The 16287-nt window shown below is 27.9% G+C and carries 14 protein-coding genes; 12 read left to right on the top strand and 2 right to left on the bottom strand.

Features of this window, described 5'->3' with window-relative positions; genetic code table 11:
- The first annotated feature begins 17 nt into the window (after positions 1-17).
- Positions 18-1265 (top strand): ATP-dependent Clp protease ATP-binding subunit ClpX, encoded by a 1248-nt coding sequence (gene clpX / locus NWE74_RS13210; protein ID WP_309137284.1) that lies wholly within the window; start codon positions 18-20, stop codon positions 1263-1265.
- A 110-nt stretch (positions 1266-1375) separates the two neighbouring features.
- Here clpX and NWE74_RS13215 read toward each other — a convergent pair whose 3' ends face one another.
- Both NWE74_RS13215 and NWE74_RS13220 read right to left on the bottom strand, forming a co-directional pair.
- Positions 1376-1900 (bottom strand): chromate transporter, encoded by a 525-nt coding sequence (locus tag NWE74_RS13215; RefSeq protein ID WP_258243470.1) that lies wholly within the window; start codon positions 1898-1900, stop codon positions 1376-1378.
- On the bottom strand, positions 1888-2400 hold the full coding sequence (locus NWE74_RS13220) for a chromate transporter (protein WP_258243471.1): 513 nt from the start codon (positions 2398-2400) through the stop codon (positions 1888-1890). The genes NWE74_RS13215 and NWE74_RS13220 overlap by 13 nt, the downstream gene beginning before the upstream one ends.
- Before the next feature lie 282 nt (positions 2401-2682).
- On the opposite strand from NWE74_RS13220, the gene lon reads away from it, so the two are divergent.
- From lon to NWE74_RS13275, 11 genes are all read left to right on the top strand, one after another.
- A complete protein-coding gene (gene lon, locus NWE74_RS13225) occupies positions 2683-5034 on the top strand; it encodes an endopeptidase La (RefSeq protein WP_258243472.1) in 2352 nt (783 codons plus the stop codon).
- A complete protein-coding gene (gene yihA, locus NWE74_RS13230; RefSeq protein WP_258243473.1) occupies positions 5034-5645 on the top strand; it encodes a ribosome biogenesis GTP-binding protein YihA/YsxC in 612 nt (203 codons plus the stop codon). Before lon ends, yihA begins: the two co-directional genes overlap by 1 nt.
- Positions 5646-5924: 279 nt before the next feature.
- On the top strand, positions 5925-6998 hold the full coding sequence (locus NWE74_RS13235; RefSeq protein ID WP_258243474.1) for a PRK06851 family protein: 1074 nt from the start codon (positions 5925-5927) through the stop codon (positions 6996-6998).
- A gap of 196 nt (positions 6999-7194) precedes the next feature.
- The gene (locus tag NWE74_RS13240; RefSeq protein WP_258243475.1) at positions 7195-7875 is read left to right on the top strand and encodes a DUF881 domain-containing protein; all 681 of its coding nucleotides are present in this window, start codon (positions 7195-7197) and stop codon (positions 7873-7875) included.
- Positions 7868-9184, top strand: a complete 1317-nt coding sequence (locus NWE74_RS13245) for a GspE/PulE family protein (RefSeq protein ID WP_258243476.1) — start codon at positions 7868-7870, stop codon at positions 9182-9184. The genes NWE74_RS13240 and NWE74_RS13245 overlap by 8 nt, the downstream gene beginning before the upstream one ends.
- A 3-nt stretch (positions 9185-9187) precedes the next feature.
- On the top strand, positions 9188-10294 hold the full coding sequence (locus NWE74_RS13250; protein WP_258243477.1) for a type II secretion system F family protein: 1107 nt from the start codon (positions 9188-9190) through the stop codon (positions 10292-10294).
- 14 nt (positions 10295-10308) lie between these two features.
- Positions 10309-10719, top strand: coding sequence for a type II secretion system protein (locus NWE74_RS13255; protein WP_258243478.1), 411 nt, complete (start codon positions 10309-10311; stop codon positions 10717-10719).
- Between the two features lie 363 nt (positions 10720-11082).
- Positions 11083-12135 (top strand): YecA family protein, encoded by a 1053-nt coding sequence (locus NWE74_RS13260; RefSeq protein ID WP_258243479.1) that lies wholly within the window; start codon positions 11083-11085, stop codon positions 12133-12135.
- Positions 12136-12365: 230 nt separating this feature from the next.
- Positions 12366-12743, top strand: coding sequence for a hypothetical protein (locus tag NWE74_RS13265; RefSeq protein ID WP_258243480.1), 378 nt, complete (start codon positions 12366-12368; stop codon positions 12741-12743).
- Between the two features lie 167 nt (positions 12744-12910).
- Positions 12911-14506: an NAD(P)/FAD-dependent oxidoreductase gene (locus NWE74_RS13270; protein ID WP_258243481.1), complete on the top strand. Its 1596-nt coding sequence runs from the start codon at positions 12911-12913 to the stop codon at positions 14504-14506.
- 150 nt (positions 14507-14656) lie between these two features.
- The gene (locus NWE74_RS13275) at positions 14657-16285 is read left to right on the top strand and encodes a Na/Pi cotransporter family protein (protein WP_258243482.1); all 1629 of its coding nucleotides are present in this window, start codon (positions 14657-14659) and stop codon (positions 16283-16285) included.
- Positions 16286-16287: the final 2 nt, after the last annotated feature.

Genomic DNA, 16287 nt, shown 5'->3' on the forward strand with positions numbered 1-16287 from the left:
TAGGAAGAGGTGTTAATATGTCAAAATACGAAGAAAAAAGACAGTTAAAATGTTCATTCTGCGGTAAAAATCAAGAGCAGGTAAGACGATTAATTGCAGGACCAAATGTGTATATATGCGATGAGTGTGTTGAACTTTGCGATGAAATTATACAAGAAGAAGTAGATGAAACTATAGAAGAGGATACTACATCATTACCAAAACCAAAGGAAATGATGGAGATATTAAATGATTATGTAATAGGTCAAGAAAAGGCTAAAAAAGCTTTATCTGTAGCTGTTTACAATCATTATAAGAGAATCTACAGCAAAAAAGTTAACACTAAAGAAATTGAGATTCAAAAGAGTAATATACTTTTATTAGGGCCTACAGGTTCGGGTAAAACATTACTAGCTCAAACTTTAGCAAAAACTTTAAATGTTCCTTTTGCAATGGCAGATGCTACATCATTAACAGAAGCTGGTTATGTTGGAGAAGATGTTGAAAACATTCTTTTAAAGCTTATACAAGCAGCTGATTTTGATATAGAAAAAGCTGAAAGAGGAATAATTTATATAGATGAGATAGATAAGATAGCTAGAAAATCTGAAAATCCATCTATAACTAGAGATGTTAGTGGTGAAGGTGTACAGCAAGCACTTCTAAAAATATTAGAAGGAACTACTGCTAATGTTCCGCCACAAGGTGGAAGAAAACACCCACATCAAGAATTCTTAAAGATAGATACTACTAATATATTATTTATATTAGGAGGAGCTTTCGATGGAATAGAAAAGATAATCCAAAAACGTGGTGGAGAAAAAACACTAGGATTTGGAGCTAAAATAGAAAGTAAAAAAGAAATGGACTTAGGTAAAGTATATGCTCAAGTACTTCCAGAAGATTTACTTAAATTTGGTATAATACCAGAATTTATAGGTAGAATTCCTGTTGTAGCAACTTTAGAATTATTAGATGAAGATGCTTTAATGAGAATATTACAAGAACCTAAAAATGCTTTAGTAAAACAATATAAAAAATTACTAGAGTTAGACGAAGTAGAACTAGAATTTGAAGATGATGCTCTTCGTGCTATAGCTAAAAAGGCTATAGAGAGAAATACAGGGGCAAGAGGTCTAAGAAGTATAGTTGAAAATGTTATGATGGAAAGTATGTTTGAAGTTCCTTCTAGAGATGACGTTAAAAAAGTTATAGTGACAAAAGAAGCGGTAGACGGAGGAGCTCAACCAGTTATAGTACTTAAAGATCAAGAAGAAAGTGCATAAATAAAAAGGAGCTTATAAGCTCCTTTTTAAATTCCTCAAAATTAGAATTTTTATAATTATGAAGTCTTGTAGGCTTCTTTTTTAAATTTAATTATTGAGAAAAAATTAATTTACCTAAATAGTATCATCCCAATAATTCCGTATATAAAAACTGCGGAGATTGAACCAATTTTTTTTGTGTATAAAAGATAAAAAGAAGATATAAATGATATTATTGAATATAAGTCCCAAGAAACATCTAAAGTAGATGAAAAAGCAGCTGCCAAAATGAATCCTAATGTAATTGGCCTTAATACAACTAGTAAATTTTCTATTTTATAGTTATCTTTAAATTTATCAAATAATCTAGAGATTATAGCTAAACAAACAACTGAAAAAATTATAACCCCTAAAGTTGCAGATATAGATCCTACTATATTACCAACTTTATATCCGATAAAAGTAGCACAGTTGATAGCAATAGGCCCTGGTGTTGATTGAGATAAAGCTAGTAAATCTAAGAATTCTTGACTAGAAATAAAGTTGTACTTATGTATAAATTCTTGTTGAATAAATGGTAACATAGCATATCCGCCACCAAAGCTAAATGCACCAATTTTTAGGAATATGAGGAAAAGTAACATTATTTTAAACATAAGCTATAGATACCTCCTCCTATTATTAAGTAAATTGGACTTATGTTAAATATGCCTATTGCTATAAATGATATAATAAGTAATAGGATATTCTTTTTAGTTTTATTAAGCTTACTAAGTAGGTTAGTGAATGAGTAAAATAAAAGTGCTATTACAACTGGGCTAACCCCTTTAAAGAAACCATCGAGAAATTTTGAAGAACCATTGCTAAAATAAAAATAAGAAAAAGCTAGAACTATTACAAAGGCTGAAAGTATAGAACCTAGTGTACATACTATAATACCTGGAATTTTATAAAGTTTATATCCTAGTAACACTGAAATATTTACAGCTAAAACGCCAGGGAAGCTTTGGGCTATAGATAAATAATCTATAAATTCTTCTTGCGTAAGGAGATTTTGTTTATGTACAAGTTCATCCTCAATAAGAGGGACCATCGCATATCCGCCTCCGAACGTAAAGGTACCAATCTTTACAAAGGTTAAAAATAATTTTAACATTTAATAAGACCTCCAGAGTTTAATATTTATATGTTATTATGTTATATGTAATCATTATAACATAACAATAATATTTTCAATAAAAACTGAAAAAGTATGAGTTTTAAACTAAATAGATGGGAATTATATCAATAATTGAAAATTAGAATATAATTTAATTTAATATGTGTTGTAAAATAATACTAAATTATATTAATAAGTTGGTATTAATGTTGAAAATTAACTTTCGTAAATATATAATATATAAAGCAATAAAATCTAGCACTTTAAGGAGTGATATTAGTGGAACAGAATTATACTAGAGTAGAACATGAATTACCGTTAATTCCACTTAGAGGATTAGCGATATTCCCATATATGATATTAAATTTTGATGTAGGCAGAGAAGTATCATTAAGAGCATTAGAAGAAGCAATGGCCTCGGAAGAAGACTTAGTGTTTTTAACATCTCAAAAAGCTGCAGAGGTAGATGAACCTACAGAAGATGATTTTTATCATGTTGGGACAATCTGTAAAGTTAAACAGATGATAAAATTACCAGGGGATACTGTACGTGTATTAGTGGAAGGTATTTCTAGAGGTAAGGCGACAGAAATAAAGCTAGAAGATGGATATTTCAGTGCAAAAATCGAAGAAATAGTATTTGATGAAGAAAATGCAGATGAAGATATAGAAGTTGAAGCTTTTGTTAGAAATGTATTTGATGCATTTGAAGAGTACATAAATATTGGAAATAGGGTTTCTCCAGAGATACTTATATCATTAGGAGAGATAGATGATGTAGACCGTTTTATAGATACTATAGCAGCTAACATATATCTAAAGCCTGAACAAAAACAACAAGTTCTAGAAGAATTTGATGTTAAAAAGAGATTAGAGTTAGTTTATACAATTCTTTTAGAAGAAATAGACATATTAAAGATAGAAAAGAAAATAACTTTAAGAGTTAAGAAACAAATGAATAAAGTTCAAAAAGAATACTATCTTAGAGAACAATTAAAAGCTATTCAAAAGGAATTAGGAGAAGACGAAGATATAAATTCAGAAGTTGAAGAGTATAGATTAAAGCTTAAAAAGATCAAAGCTCCAAAAGAAACTAAAGAAAAAATCGCTAAAGAAATAGATAAATTCTCAAAAGTTTCTCCAATGTCACCTGATTTATCAGTAAGTAGAACATACTTAGATAATGTATTCTCTTTACCTTGGAATAATGAAACAAGAGATAAATTAGATTTAGAAAAAGCTAAACAAATATTAGATGATGAGCATTACGGTCTTGAGAAAGTTAAAGAAAGAATTTTAGAATATTTAGCAATAAGACAGTTATCAAAATCATTAAAAGGACCAATAATATGTTTAGTAGGACCTCCAGGTGTTGGTAAAACATCAATAGCTAAATCAATAGCAAACTCTTTAGGTAGAAAGTTTGTAAGAATATCTTTAGGTGGAGTTAGAGATGAAGCTGAAATAAGAGGACATAGAAGAACATATGTAGGAGCTATTCCAGGAAGAATAGTAAATGGATTAAAAGAAGCAAAAACTAAAAATCCAGTATTCTTACTAGATGAGATAGACAAAATGTCTGCAGATTATAAAGGTGATCCTTCTTCAGCTATGCTAGAGGTACTAGATCCAGAACAAAACAAGGATTTCGTGGATCACTATATAGAAATGCCATTTGATTTATCTAAAATACTTTTTGTAACAACTGCTAACAGTTTAAGTACTATACCAAGACCTTTATTAGATAGAATGGAAGTAATAGAAGTATCTGGTTATATAGAAGAAGAAAAATTAAATATAGCTAAAAAATACTTACTTCCAAAGCAAATAAAGGAACATGCTTTAAAACCTGACTTTATAAAAATGGATGATGAAACTATAAGAGATATAATAAACTCTTATACTAGAGAAGCAGGAGTAAGAAGCCTAGAAAGAACAATAGGAAAAATATGTAGAAAAGTTGCTAAAAAGTATGTTGAAGATCAATCATTAGAAGAAATTATAGTGACTAAAAAAGACCTAGATGATTATTTAGGAAAAAATAGATATAGACATCAATTGGCAGGAGCTAAGCCAGAAGTAGGTGTTGTAACTGGACTAGCGTGGACTTCAGTAGGAGGAGAGACATTAACGGTAGAGGTTAATGCCCTTAAAGGAAAAGGTCAGATAGTGTTAACAGGTAAGCTAGGAGATGTTATGAAAGAATCTGCACAAGCAGGTATATCATACATAAGATCAATAGCTGATAGATTTAATATAGATCCGGAATTTTATAAAACTAATGATATACACATTCACATACCTGAAGGTGCAGTTCCAAAAGATGGTCCATCAGCTGGTATAACTATGGCTTTAGCTGTTATTTCAGCATTAACTAATATACCAGTATTAAATAATGTAGCAATGACAGGTGAAATAACTTTAAGAGGTAGAGTATTAGCTGTAGGTGGAGTCAAAGAAAAATTACTAGCTGCTCATAGAGCTGGTATAACCAAAGTATTACTTCCAAAAGAATGTGAAGCTGATTTAGAAGAAATACCGGAAAATGTAAAAGAAAAAATGGAATTTGTACTTGTAGAGCATATGGATCAAGTATTAGAGCACGCATTATTAAGGAATGGTGAAAAATAATGAAAATAAGAAATGCAGAAATAACGATGAGTGCGATAAATAAATCGCAATATCCTGATGAAGGTATACCAGAAATAGCTTTAGTTGGTAGATCAAATGTTGGGAAATCATCAACAGTAAATACATTATTAAACAGAAGAAACTTTGCAAGAACAAGTCAGACACCAGGAAAGACTAGAACAATAAACTTCTATCTTATAAATCAAGAGTTTTTCTTTGTTGATTTACCAGGATATGGTTATGCAAAAGTTGCAAAGTCTGAAAAAGAAAAATGGGGAACTATAATGGAAAGGTATCTACAAGATAGAAATGAGCTATGTGCTATATTATTACTTGTAGATATAAGACATGAACCTACTAATGATGATGTAATGATGTATCAATGGATAAAACACTTTGGATATAATTGTGTAGTAATAGCTACTAAAGCAGATAAAATATCTAGAGGTCAATATCAAAAGCATATGAGCATAATAAGGAAAAAATTACAACTAGAAAAAGATGAAAAAATATTACCAATATCTTCTCTAAAGAAAACTGGAGTTGAAGAAATTTGGGATGAAATAATCCAACAATACAACGAACATGGATATGAAATAACAGTTGACTAAAAAATAGAGTAACGTAAGTTACTCTATTTTTATTGTAATAAATGATTATAAATAAGGCTTATATATTAAAAATATGGATTTAAAACCTCTATAAAAATAAATCAGAGTGTTTTTAGTATTAAATATCATATAAAAATAATAAAACGTTCTAAGGTGATTTTAAGGATAGTTAAAATAAAATACAAAGATAAATAAATTATCTACATGATGAGTAACAAAATAAAGACTTTATTAATATTTTAATAAGATAGAAGATAAATATTAAAGGGGGCTTTATTCATGGAAGGAAAATCTAGAAAATTATTTCCAGGAGCAAATACAGCAAATGGATCATTTAACTTTTTTGATAACATCATAACAAAAAATGTAAATAGAATATTTTGCTTAAAAGGAGGCCCGGGAGTAGGGAAATCATCTTTAATGAAAAAAATAGCTAATGAATTTTTAGAAAAAGGATATGATATAGAATTACATTATTGTCCATCAGATCCAAGTTCATTAGATGCAGTATTAATAAAAGAATTAGGTGTTGTGTTATTAGATGGAACAGCGCCACATATTGTAGATCCTAAAGATCCGGGAGCTATAGATGAGATAGTTAATCTAGGTGAATATTGGAACCTAGAAAATCTAGAAAAAAATAAAGTAGAAATAGTAGAGTGTGGAAAAGATATAAGCAGCTCGTTTAGAAGAGCATATAAATATTTAAAATCAGCAGAGCCGATTTATTATGATATAGAAGAAAAGTATAAAGATTGCATGGATTTTGGTCAGGTAAATTTATTAACAGAGCACTTTATATATGAATTGTTTAAAAATGCAAGTAGCACAGGTATATATCAAAAAGAGAGAAACTTATTCGGAACAGCAATAACTCCAATTGGGCATGTAGATTACGCAGATAGTATTTTAAGTGAAGTATCTAAGGTATACCATCTAAGTGGAAATATCGGAACTGGAAAAACAACATTCTTAAAAAGAGTATGCGATAAAGCTATAAAAAAAGGAATGGAAGTAGAAGTATATCATTATCCTCTAATAAAAGATAAATTAGAAACTATAATTATAAAAGACTTAAATATAGGAATAACTACAAGTAAATTATTTGAGGGAACAAATACTATCGATTTAGATAAGTATCTAGATCAATATAAATTAGCTAAATATGAAGAAGAAATAAATTTTGATAAAAAGGTATTTGATGAATTAATAAACTATGGAATTTCTAATCTTAAAAAAGCAAAAGCTAAACATGATGTTATAGAGGCTCATTACGTTCCTAATATGAGATTTGATGAAATAGAAGCACTAAGAAAAGATATAGTTAATAGAATATTAAAATATGAAAAATAACTAATAATATTTATATAAAAATTATTAAATTAAGAAGGAGTATGCTTAAGATATAAAGTATACTCCTTTTAATTTAAAAACAAAAATATCTATAAATATATACTATATAAAAATAATTTATAGATATTTAACAAAAACAAGACTAAAATAACTATGATATTTATTATTACAAATCGTTTTATAGGAGTATAGAAGTATGAAAAATAAATATATGTTGATAATACTAATGAGCATCGTGTCAGGAGCATTCATTGGTATAGTTCTAAAGGATAATGAAGTTAATAATAACGAATACATAAGTAAAATTAAGCTACTAAGAAAAGAAACTAAAGTAATGAATAAAGACATAAAAAATTTAGAAAAAGAAAAAGACAATGTAGAAGACGAATTAAATGAATTAAAAAATAAATTTGCTGATGAAAAGTCTGTAAAAGAAATAGGTAATCTCAAAAAATATTTAACTTATACAGATATTAAAGACAAAGGTATAGCAATAAAAATAGATGCAATAAGTGCAGATGTAGGTAATATAGCAAATTTAATTGATTACAATAAAATATTAATAAATCTAGTAAATGAGATTAAAATAAATGGAGGTGAATTTATTTCTATAAATGATCAAAGATTAAATCAATACTCGGAAATAGTTTTAGCTGGTAGTCATATAAATATAAATTCTGTACCTATTGTACAGCCTTATGAAATAAAGGTTATTGGAAACTTAGAAAAATTAAATAAATATATAGAAAAAGATAGTGATTATATAAAAAGCATAAAAAGTAGTTATCCTATAAAAGTAGACTTTAAAGTAGATGAAAATATATTGATGAAAAAGATGAATGTTCCGAATAAATTAGAGTATATAAAGGGTGATTGAAATTATTAGTAAAGAAAATATTTTAAAAAGTGCAATTCCTATTAAGTTGGGAGTCAAATATAAATTACATAGAAATAAAGATGAAGTTACAAACAATAGTGTAGAAATATTAAATAAAGAAAAAGAATCTGATGAAAATATACAAATAAAAACTTATTCAGAAGATCAAACACTAGATGAAGGCTATGCAAGAAATATATTTAAAGATATTCTAGAAAAAGCAGTTTTACAAAAGGCTAGTGATATTCATATAGAACCATTTGAAAAGATGATTATTATAAGATTTAGAATAGATGGAGAGCTAAAAAAAATAAAAGAATTTCCTATAAATATATATCCATATTTATCATCTATTATAAAATTAGAGATGTCTATGGATATAACAGAAAAGAGAATTCCGCAAGATGGTAGAGTGGATGTGGTTTTAAACAATAATGAAATTGATATCAGAGCATCTAGTATGCCTACTGTGTATGGAGAAAAAATTGTACTTAGAATATTAAATAGAAATTCATTTCTAAAGAAAAAAGAGGAGTTAGGATTTTCTACAGATGCAGTAGAAAAAATTAATAATATGATGAATAAAAATATAGGAATAGTATTAATAACAGGTGCTACAGGAAGTGGCAAAACTACAACGGTATACTCGTTATTAAATGAATTGAGATATAAAAATAAAAATATAATGACGATAGAAGAACCTGTTGAGTATAAAATGGAAGGTATAAATCAAACTCCTGTAAGTAGAAAAAATGGTATTAGCTTTGAGTCTGGGTTAAGGTCTATTCTAAGGCAAGATCCAGATATTATAATGTTAGGAGAAATTAGGGACTTAGAAACTGCAAAGATGGCAATTAGGGCAGCATCTACAGGTCATTTAGTAATAAGTACACTACATACAAATGACGCTATCTCATCGATATCAAGACTTATAGATATGCAAATTCCACCGTATTTAATAAGTGAATCTCTTATAGGAGTAATTTCACAAAGATTAGTTAAAAAAGTGTGTTCAAAATGTAGTGAAGAGATTGTAAAAGATAATGGAATAATAAGTAAAGTTGCAGTAGGGTGTGAAAATTGCAATGATGGGTATATAGGTAGAACAGCTATTTATGAAATACTAGAAATAGATGATAGTATAAGAGAATCAATCAAACAAATGAATGGATATAAAGAAATAAAAAGATTAGCTCAAACTAATAATATGATTACATTTGAGGAAAGTGCTAAGAGATTAATAAAAGATAAAATAACAACTATAGAAGAGTGTTCTATAGCAGAGAATTTGATATTAGTAGGAGATTAATATATGCAAAGTTACTCTGAGAATATAATAGAAATGAAAAATAATTTAAAAAATTCTAAGAAATTTATACTAAAAAAAGATAATAAAATAAAGGATAAAGAGTTAAGTATTTTATGCAGACAAATGTCTATATTATTAGAGTCTGGATGTGAAATATTAAAAATTTTAGATATATTAAAAAAACAATCAAATAAGAAAATTTCCTTGAAACTAGAAGAAGTGTCCAAATATATAAAACAAGGCAGCTCAATAACAGATTCATTCACAAACACCAACTCATTTTCAAATTTCTTTATAAGTATGCTAAAAGCAGGTGAAGCAAGTGGTAAATTAGATGTAGCTATGAGAAATTTAGCTCAATATTATGATAAAGAATATAAAATGAAAGCTAAAATAAGAAATGCATCCATATATCCAATAATAGTATCTACATTAGCTTTTTTATCGTTCATAATTATAATGGTATTTGTAATACCAAATTATGAAATGCTATTTGAAGGTAATGGAATAGAACCTCCATTGATAACGAAAGTACTAGTGAATACATCTAAATTTATAAGAACAAAATATATTTATATAATTTTTTTTACTTTAGCAATGATACCCACCTTATATTATATATCAAAAATAAGTTCTAAAGTAAAATTGGACAATCTCAAATTTAAACTTCCAGTAATTAATAAAATAACTAAAATAATTATTACAACAAGATTTTGTAAATCCTTAGGACTTTTGATAAAAAGTGGAGTACAAATTGTAGAGGCAATAGATATATCTTCTAGAGTCATAAATAGTAATTATATTTATGAAAAGATGAGTACATCTATAGAGTATATACAAAATGGTAATCAAGTCGCATATTCTTTAAATGCTTCAAACATATTTCCGGATATGTTTATATCAATGATAAATATAGGAGAGGAAAGTGGTAGATTAGATGATTGCCTAAGTACCAGTGAAAAATTTTATGATAATGAATTAGATACTATGTTAGATAAGATGATGAAATGGATAGAACCATTAATAATGATTATACTAGGAATTTTTGTATGTATATTTATGGTTGCTATGGTTTTACCTATGTTTGATTCAATAACTGCAATACAATAAAGGAGATAATTTTAATGAATAAAAGTATTAAAGAAAATTTAAAGAAGAAAAAGAAACCAGGATATACATTAGTTGAAATGGTTCTTGTAATAACAATATTAGGTATATTAACGAGTTTAGGATTTATGAAATTTGGACAAGTTCAAAGAAATGCAAAAGAAAAAGCTGATTATGTAGCAGCTTCAAGCATAGCTACTGCAGCAAATTTAGCTATCCAGGATGGTGTAGAAGTAGATGGAATAAACCAAGAACTTTCACAGATATCGCTTAAAGATTTGGTAGAAAAAAAGTATTTAACGAAAGAACCAAGTCCACAAAGTGAAAAAGGCCAATTCGTAATAAATATAGAAGATGATACAGTTGTTGTTAAAGCAGGGACTAAAGTATTTTATCCGAAGGATTATAAAGAAAATACAAATGAATAAATAAGTTAAATAATTTAAAAAAATAACTCTAACAACCGAAAAATAAAACATAAATTAAAGTCGATATTAGAAGCTTTATAGTGGCGTATATGGTCACATAATAAAAAAGCATGAAATAACGAATAAATTAATAGATTTTAATGATAAATATTAAGATATTTAGTATAAACTTAATTAGTAAAACTTAAAGGAATATAGGTTAAACTTATAGAAAATTTATAAATAATGCAATTAATTGTTATACCAAAAGTTTACAGTATACAAAAAAATATAAAATAATAGCATAATTATAGAATACTTGAGGAAAAAATGGTATAATAACAAATTGTACTTTAATTTAAAAACGAAGGAGTGACAGTCACATTGTTAGGGAGAAACGAGTTATGCCCTTGTGGAAGTGGCAAAAAATATAAAAAATGTTGTTTAAATAAAGATGTTGTATCTGAAAGAGCTAGTAGAAAGGTAAGTCTTTCTCAAAAGCAATATTCGGAATTATATACTAAAATACAGCAATTTGCTAAGCAAGATAAATACCAAGACGAGTATGAAAAAGCTAAAGAAATGTTTTATATAGTAGAAGATGAAGCAACTAACGAAAAGTTTGAAAGATTCTTCAATACGTATTTTATACAAGATCATATAATGGAGAATAAGAAAGTTATGACTGTTGAGTTCTATGAAAATAACAGAGATAACTTAACTACAAGAGATGTAGAAATATTAAGAAACTTATTCGAATCATACGTAGGAATATACGAAGTAACTGAAGTTAAAGACGATAAAGTATTATTAAAAGATTGCTTAACGGACAAAGAAGTTTGCACAGAAGACGTAAACTTATTAAAAGACTTTAAAGTAGGAAGCAGTATGATAGCTAGAATAGTTACAGTTGATGATGTAAGTATACTAATAGACGTAACTATAAGCATATCTGATGCAGTTAAAGATGTTATATGCAATGATATAAAACATTTATTCGGACAATATGAAGACTTATATAAAGACATGAAAACTTTCTTAATACATCATACTCATATACTATATAAGTATATGCAACAACTATTAGATCCAAGTATAGCAGAATATTTAAAACAACAAAAAGAATCTAAAACGAATCAAGCAGCTCAAGAAGTAGCTGTGACGCAAGATGAAGTTATAGAAGATGAATGTAAAGTGTGTGGAGTTCTTAGACAAAATGTTGAAAAAGAACACATAGATGCTTGTATAGCATTCTGGAATGAATACAAGGAAGCTAACGGAGAAGTTAAAGGTTCTGAAAACGGATGGGCAGCTGCAGTTGAATACCACATCAAAAAAGTTGCTGGAGAGAACATAACACAAGCTCAAATATCTAAAAAATATGAAATAAGTCCAAGTACTTTAGGTAAGAGATACAAAGATCTTAAAGTATCATAGGATTTATTAAAATATTTTTATGAATTTTCATTTTATGGAAATAGAAATATTATAAATATGTTTAATTATTTTAGGAATTATATTAATATATAGTTCCTAAAATTTTGTGTAAATTTAAAAATTAACTATATAAAATTTAAATTTTATATAATTTATAAAAAAAGGTTTTAATATATGCGAATAATGTATAAAATAGTAAATATATAAAATGTATAGAAAGAGGTATAGTTATGAGTCTTAGTTTAGGAAATGCAATAGCAGTATCAACAAACATTATAAAATCTAATCCTGCAGTACCTGTATACAAAGGAGAAGAAAATTCAAATAACCTTTATGCTGTTATTTATCATATAGAAATAGGATACAATGAAGGACAAACTCAAAAAACTAAACAATACATAATAATAGATTATAAAGAATTTGATTTATCTATAGATGCAAAGAATGAGTTAATAAAAGTTGCTAAACAATACTGTAAATCTAAAGGTATTAACGATGATGAACAATTAGAAATAGCTCTTTTAGATAATGAAGAAGCTGAAAACTTCTTAGAAAAAGTATTTAACAATATGAAAGTTATAAGAGGTCTTATAACAAAGAAGGACTAATAAAGCTCGATTTAGTAGGAATAGAAAATATAGATATGATGTTTATATAAAGCTAGGCTTGATACCCTAGCTTTTTTACATACAAGCAAACTATAATACATAAAAAAATATATATAGATATATAATTTATATGTACATTGTAAAAAACAAAAGAGGAGCAAAAATTTATGATAAGAATATCTAACTTAAAATTAGGAATAGATGAAGATATTTCTTCACTTAAAGGTCTTGTAATAAAAAAATTAAAAATTAAAGAAAAAGATCTTATAAAATACAATATATATAAAGAGTCTATAGACGCTAGAAGGAGAGGGAAAATAGACTTTGTGTATACGGTAGATGCCCAAGTTAATAATGAAGATAAAATTTTAAAATCTAAAGTAAAAGATGTTGTAAAAGTTAAGCAGGCTACATATATAGGTGTAGAAGTAGGAGCTAAAAAGCTGAATACTAGACCAGTTATAATTGGTAGCGGACCAGCAGGTTTATTTGCAGCATTATTATTAGCTCAGAAAGGATATAATCCACTTTTATTAGAAAGAGGTCTTGATGTTGATAATAGAACAAAGGATATAAATGAATTTTGGAATAATAGAAAGTTTAAAAATAACTCAAATGTACAATTTGGAGAGGGGGGAGCTGGTACATTCTCAGATGGAAAACTTACTACAAGAATAAAAGATATAAGATGTAGAAAAGTATTAGAGGAATTAGTTAATTTTGGTTCACCAGATGAAATACTTTACTCTCACAAGCCACATGTTGGTACGGATATCTTAAAAGGTGTAGTTAAAAATATTAGAAATGAAATAATAAGACTTGGAGGAGAAGTTAGATTCGACTCTAAAGTTACAGATGTTATAGTTGAAAATCAAGAAATAAAAGGTGTAGTTATAAATGAAACAGAAACCATAGAATCAGAAGTGGTTATTTTAGCTATAGGTCATAGTGCAAGGGATACTTATAAAATGCTACATAAAAGAGGAGTAAGAATAATTCAAAAACCTTTTGCTATAGGGGCAAGAATAGAGCATCCTCAAGAATTAATAAACAAATCTCAGTACAAAGAATTTTATAATCACCCTAGGTTAGGCTCAGCTGACTACAGATTAATAGAACATACTTCTAATGCTAGAACTGCATACACATTCTGCATGTGTCCAGGAGGTAGTGTAATAGCTTCAGCATCGAATGAATTTGAAGTAGTAACTAATGGTATGAGTGAGCATGCAAGAGATAAAGCAAACGCTAATAGTGCGTTTTTAGTTAATGTATTGCCTGAAGATTTTGGAAGTGAAGATCCACTAGCAGGAGTATACTTCCAAGAAAAGTATGAAAAGTTAGCATATGAATTAGGCGGAAAGAATTATAATGCTCCAGCTCAACTTGTAGGTGATTTCTTAAATGGTAAGGTAACAACAAGTTTAGGTAGTGTAGAATCATCATATAAACCTGGAATAGAATTTATCGACTTGAGAGAATGTCTTCCTGAATTTGTAACTACTACTATGAAAGAAGCCTTAGTATCTTTGGATAATAAACTACAAGGGTTTGCAATGCATGATGCAGTATTAACAGGTGTAGAAACTAGATCTTCAGCACCTATAAGAATAGTTAGAGACGAAGAAACATTAGAATCATCTAATACGAAAAATCTTTATCCATGTGGAGAAGGTGCTGGATATGCAGGTGGAATAGTTACTGCAGCTGTTGATGGAATCAAGTGTGCAGAAAAAATAATAATGAAATATTCTAACATATAAAACTACAAAATTTTACATGATTTTAACAAATTATTAATAATTCTATAATATTTAACATAATTTTAACATAACACCCCTTAGGATTTGATAAAATACAAGGGGTGTATTTATTTATACCGAAATGAGGATTATCTTTAGGAGGAAATGGTTTTGGAAATTATAGTAAATCTTATGGGAGGCCTAGGACTTTTCTTATATGGAATGAATCTTATGGGAGACGGACTTCAAAAGTCAGCCGGGGCCAAATTAAAGAAAATAATTGAATTACTTACTAGTAACATTATAATGGGAGTTTTAGTAGGTGCATTAGTTACAGCTGTAATTCAAAGTTCTAGTGCAACAACTGTTATGGTAGTTGGGTTTGTAAATGCGGGAATCATGTCACTGCCTCAAGCTGTAGGAGTTATAATGGGTGCAAATATAGGTACTACTATAACGGCACAATTAGTATCTTTAGACTTAACAGGAATGGCTCCAGTAGCTCTAGGAATAGGTATAATACTATATTTATTCTCTAATAAACCAAAGCAAAAGAATTTAGCTGAAATACTTATAGGTTTTGGTATATTATTTACAGGTATGGACTTTATGAAAGCAGCAGTAGAACCTTTAGCAGGATACAAAGGATTTACAGACTTATTACTTACATTTGGTAAGTATCCTTTATTAGGGCTTTTACTAGGTTTTGGTATAACAGCAATAGTACAAAGTTCAAGTGCCTCAATGGGGATGTTAGTAGCTTTAGCAGCAAAAGGATTAATACCTTTAGAAGCTGCATTACCAATACTATACGGTCAAAATATAGGTACATGTGTAACATCATTAATATCAAGTGTCGGAGCTAATAAAAATGCTAGAAGGGCAGCAATGATGCATTTAGTATTTAATGTATTAGGAACAATTATATTCTTAATATTCCTTAGCAAGCCAGTTCAACATATAGTTGTAGCTATGGATCCAGGAAATGTAGCTAGACAATTAGCAAATACACATACATTATTCAACATAGTATCAGTAGTAGCTTTATTACCATTTACTAAATTAATAATAAAGATTGCTATAAAGTTAGTTCCAGATAAAGAAACAGATGAAGATGAAGATGAAGTAAGAACAGTTAAATATATAGATGATAGAATGATAGAAACTCCTTCAATAGCATTAGTTAATATAATAAAAGAAACTTTAAGAATGGGTGAAAAAGCAAAAGAAAGCTTAAACTCAGCTATGGAAGGTTTAATCGAAAAATCACCTGAGAAAATTGAAAGATCATTTAAGAGAGAGTTAATGTTAAATAATTTACAAAAACTAATATTAAATTATTTATTGAAATTATCTAAAGCATCTTTAGATGAAAATTCAAGAGAAACTGTTGATGTATTATTTAATACAGTAAATGATATTGAAAGAATAGGAGATCATTCAGAAAACATAGCAGAGTTAGCTCAACTTGCTATAGATTCAGATGTATCATTCTCTGAATTAGGAATGGTTGAATTAAAAGATATGTACAATAAAGTTATATCTGCATATACATATGCTTTAGAAGCTATGAGAACATCTAATGTTGATTTAGCATGCAAGGTTATAAAAATGGAAGAACAAGTAGATATAATGGAAAAGTCATGTAGAGCTAATCATATGCATAGACTAAACAATAGTTTATGTAGTATAGATAATGGAGTTATTTACTTAGATATATTATCTAACTTAGAAAGAATATCAGATCATGCAGTAAATATAGCACAACAAGTTATTGCAGATAGAGTAACAAATAACTAATA

Source organism: Romboutsia lituseburensis, from assembly GCF_024723825.1.
GTDB lineage: Bacteria > Bacillota > Clostridia > Peptostreptococcales > Peptostreptococcaceae > Romboutsia_F > Romboutsia_F lituseburensis_A.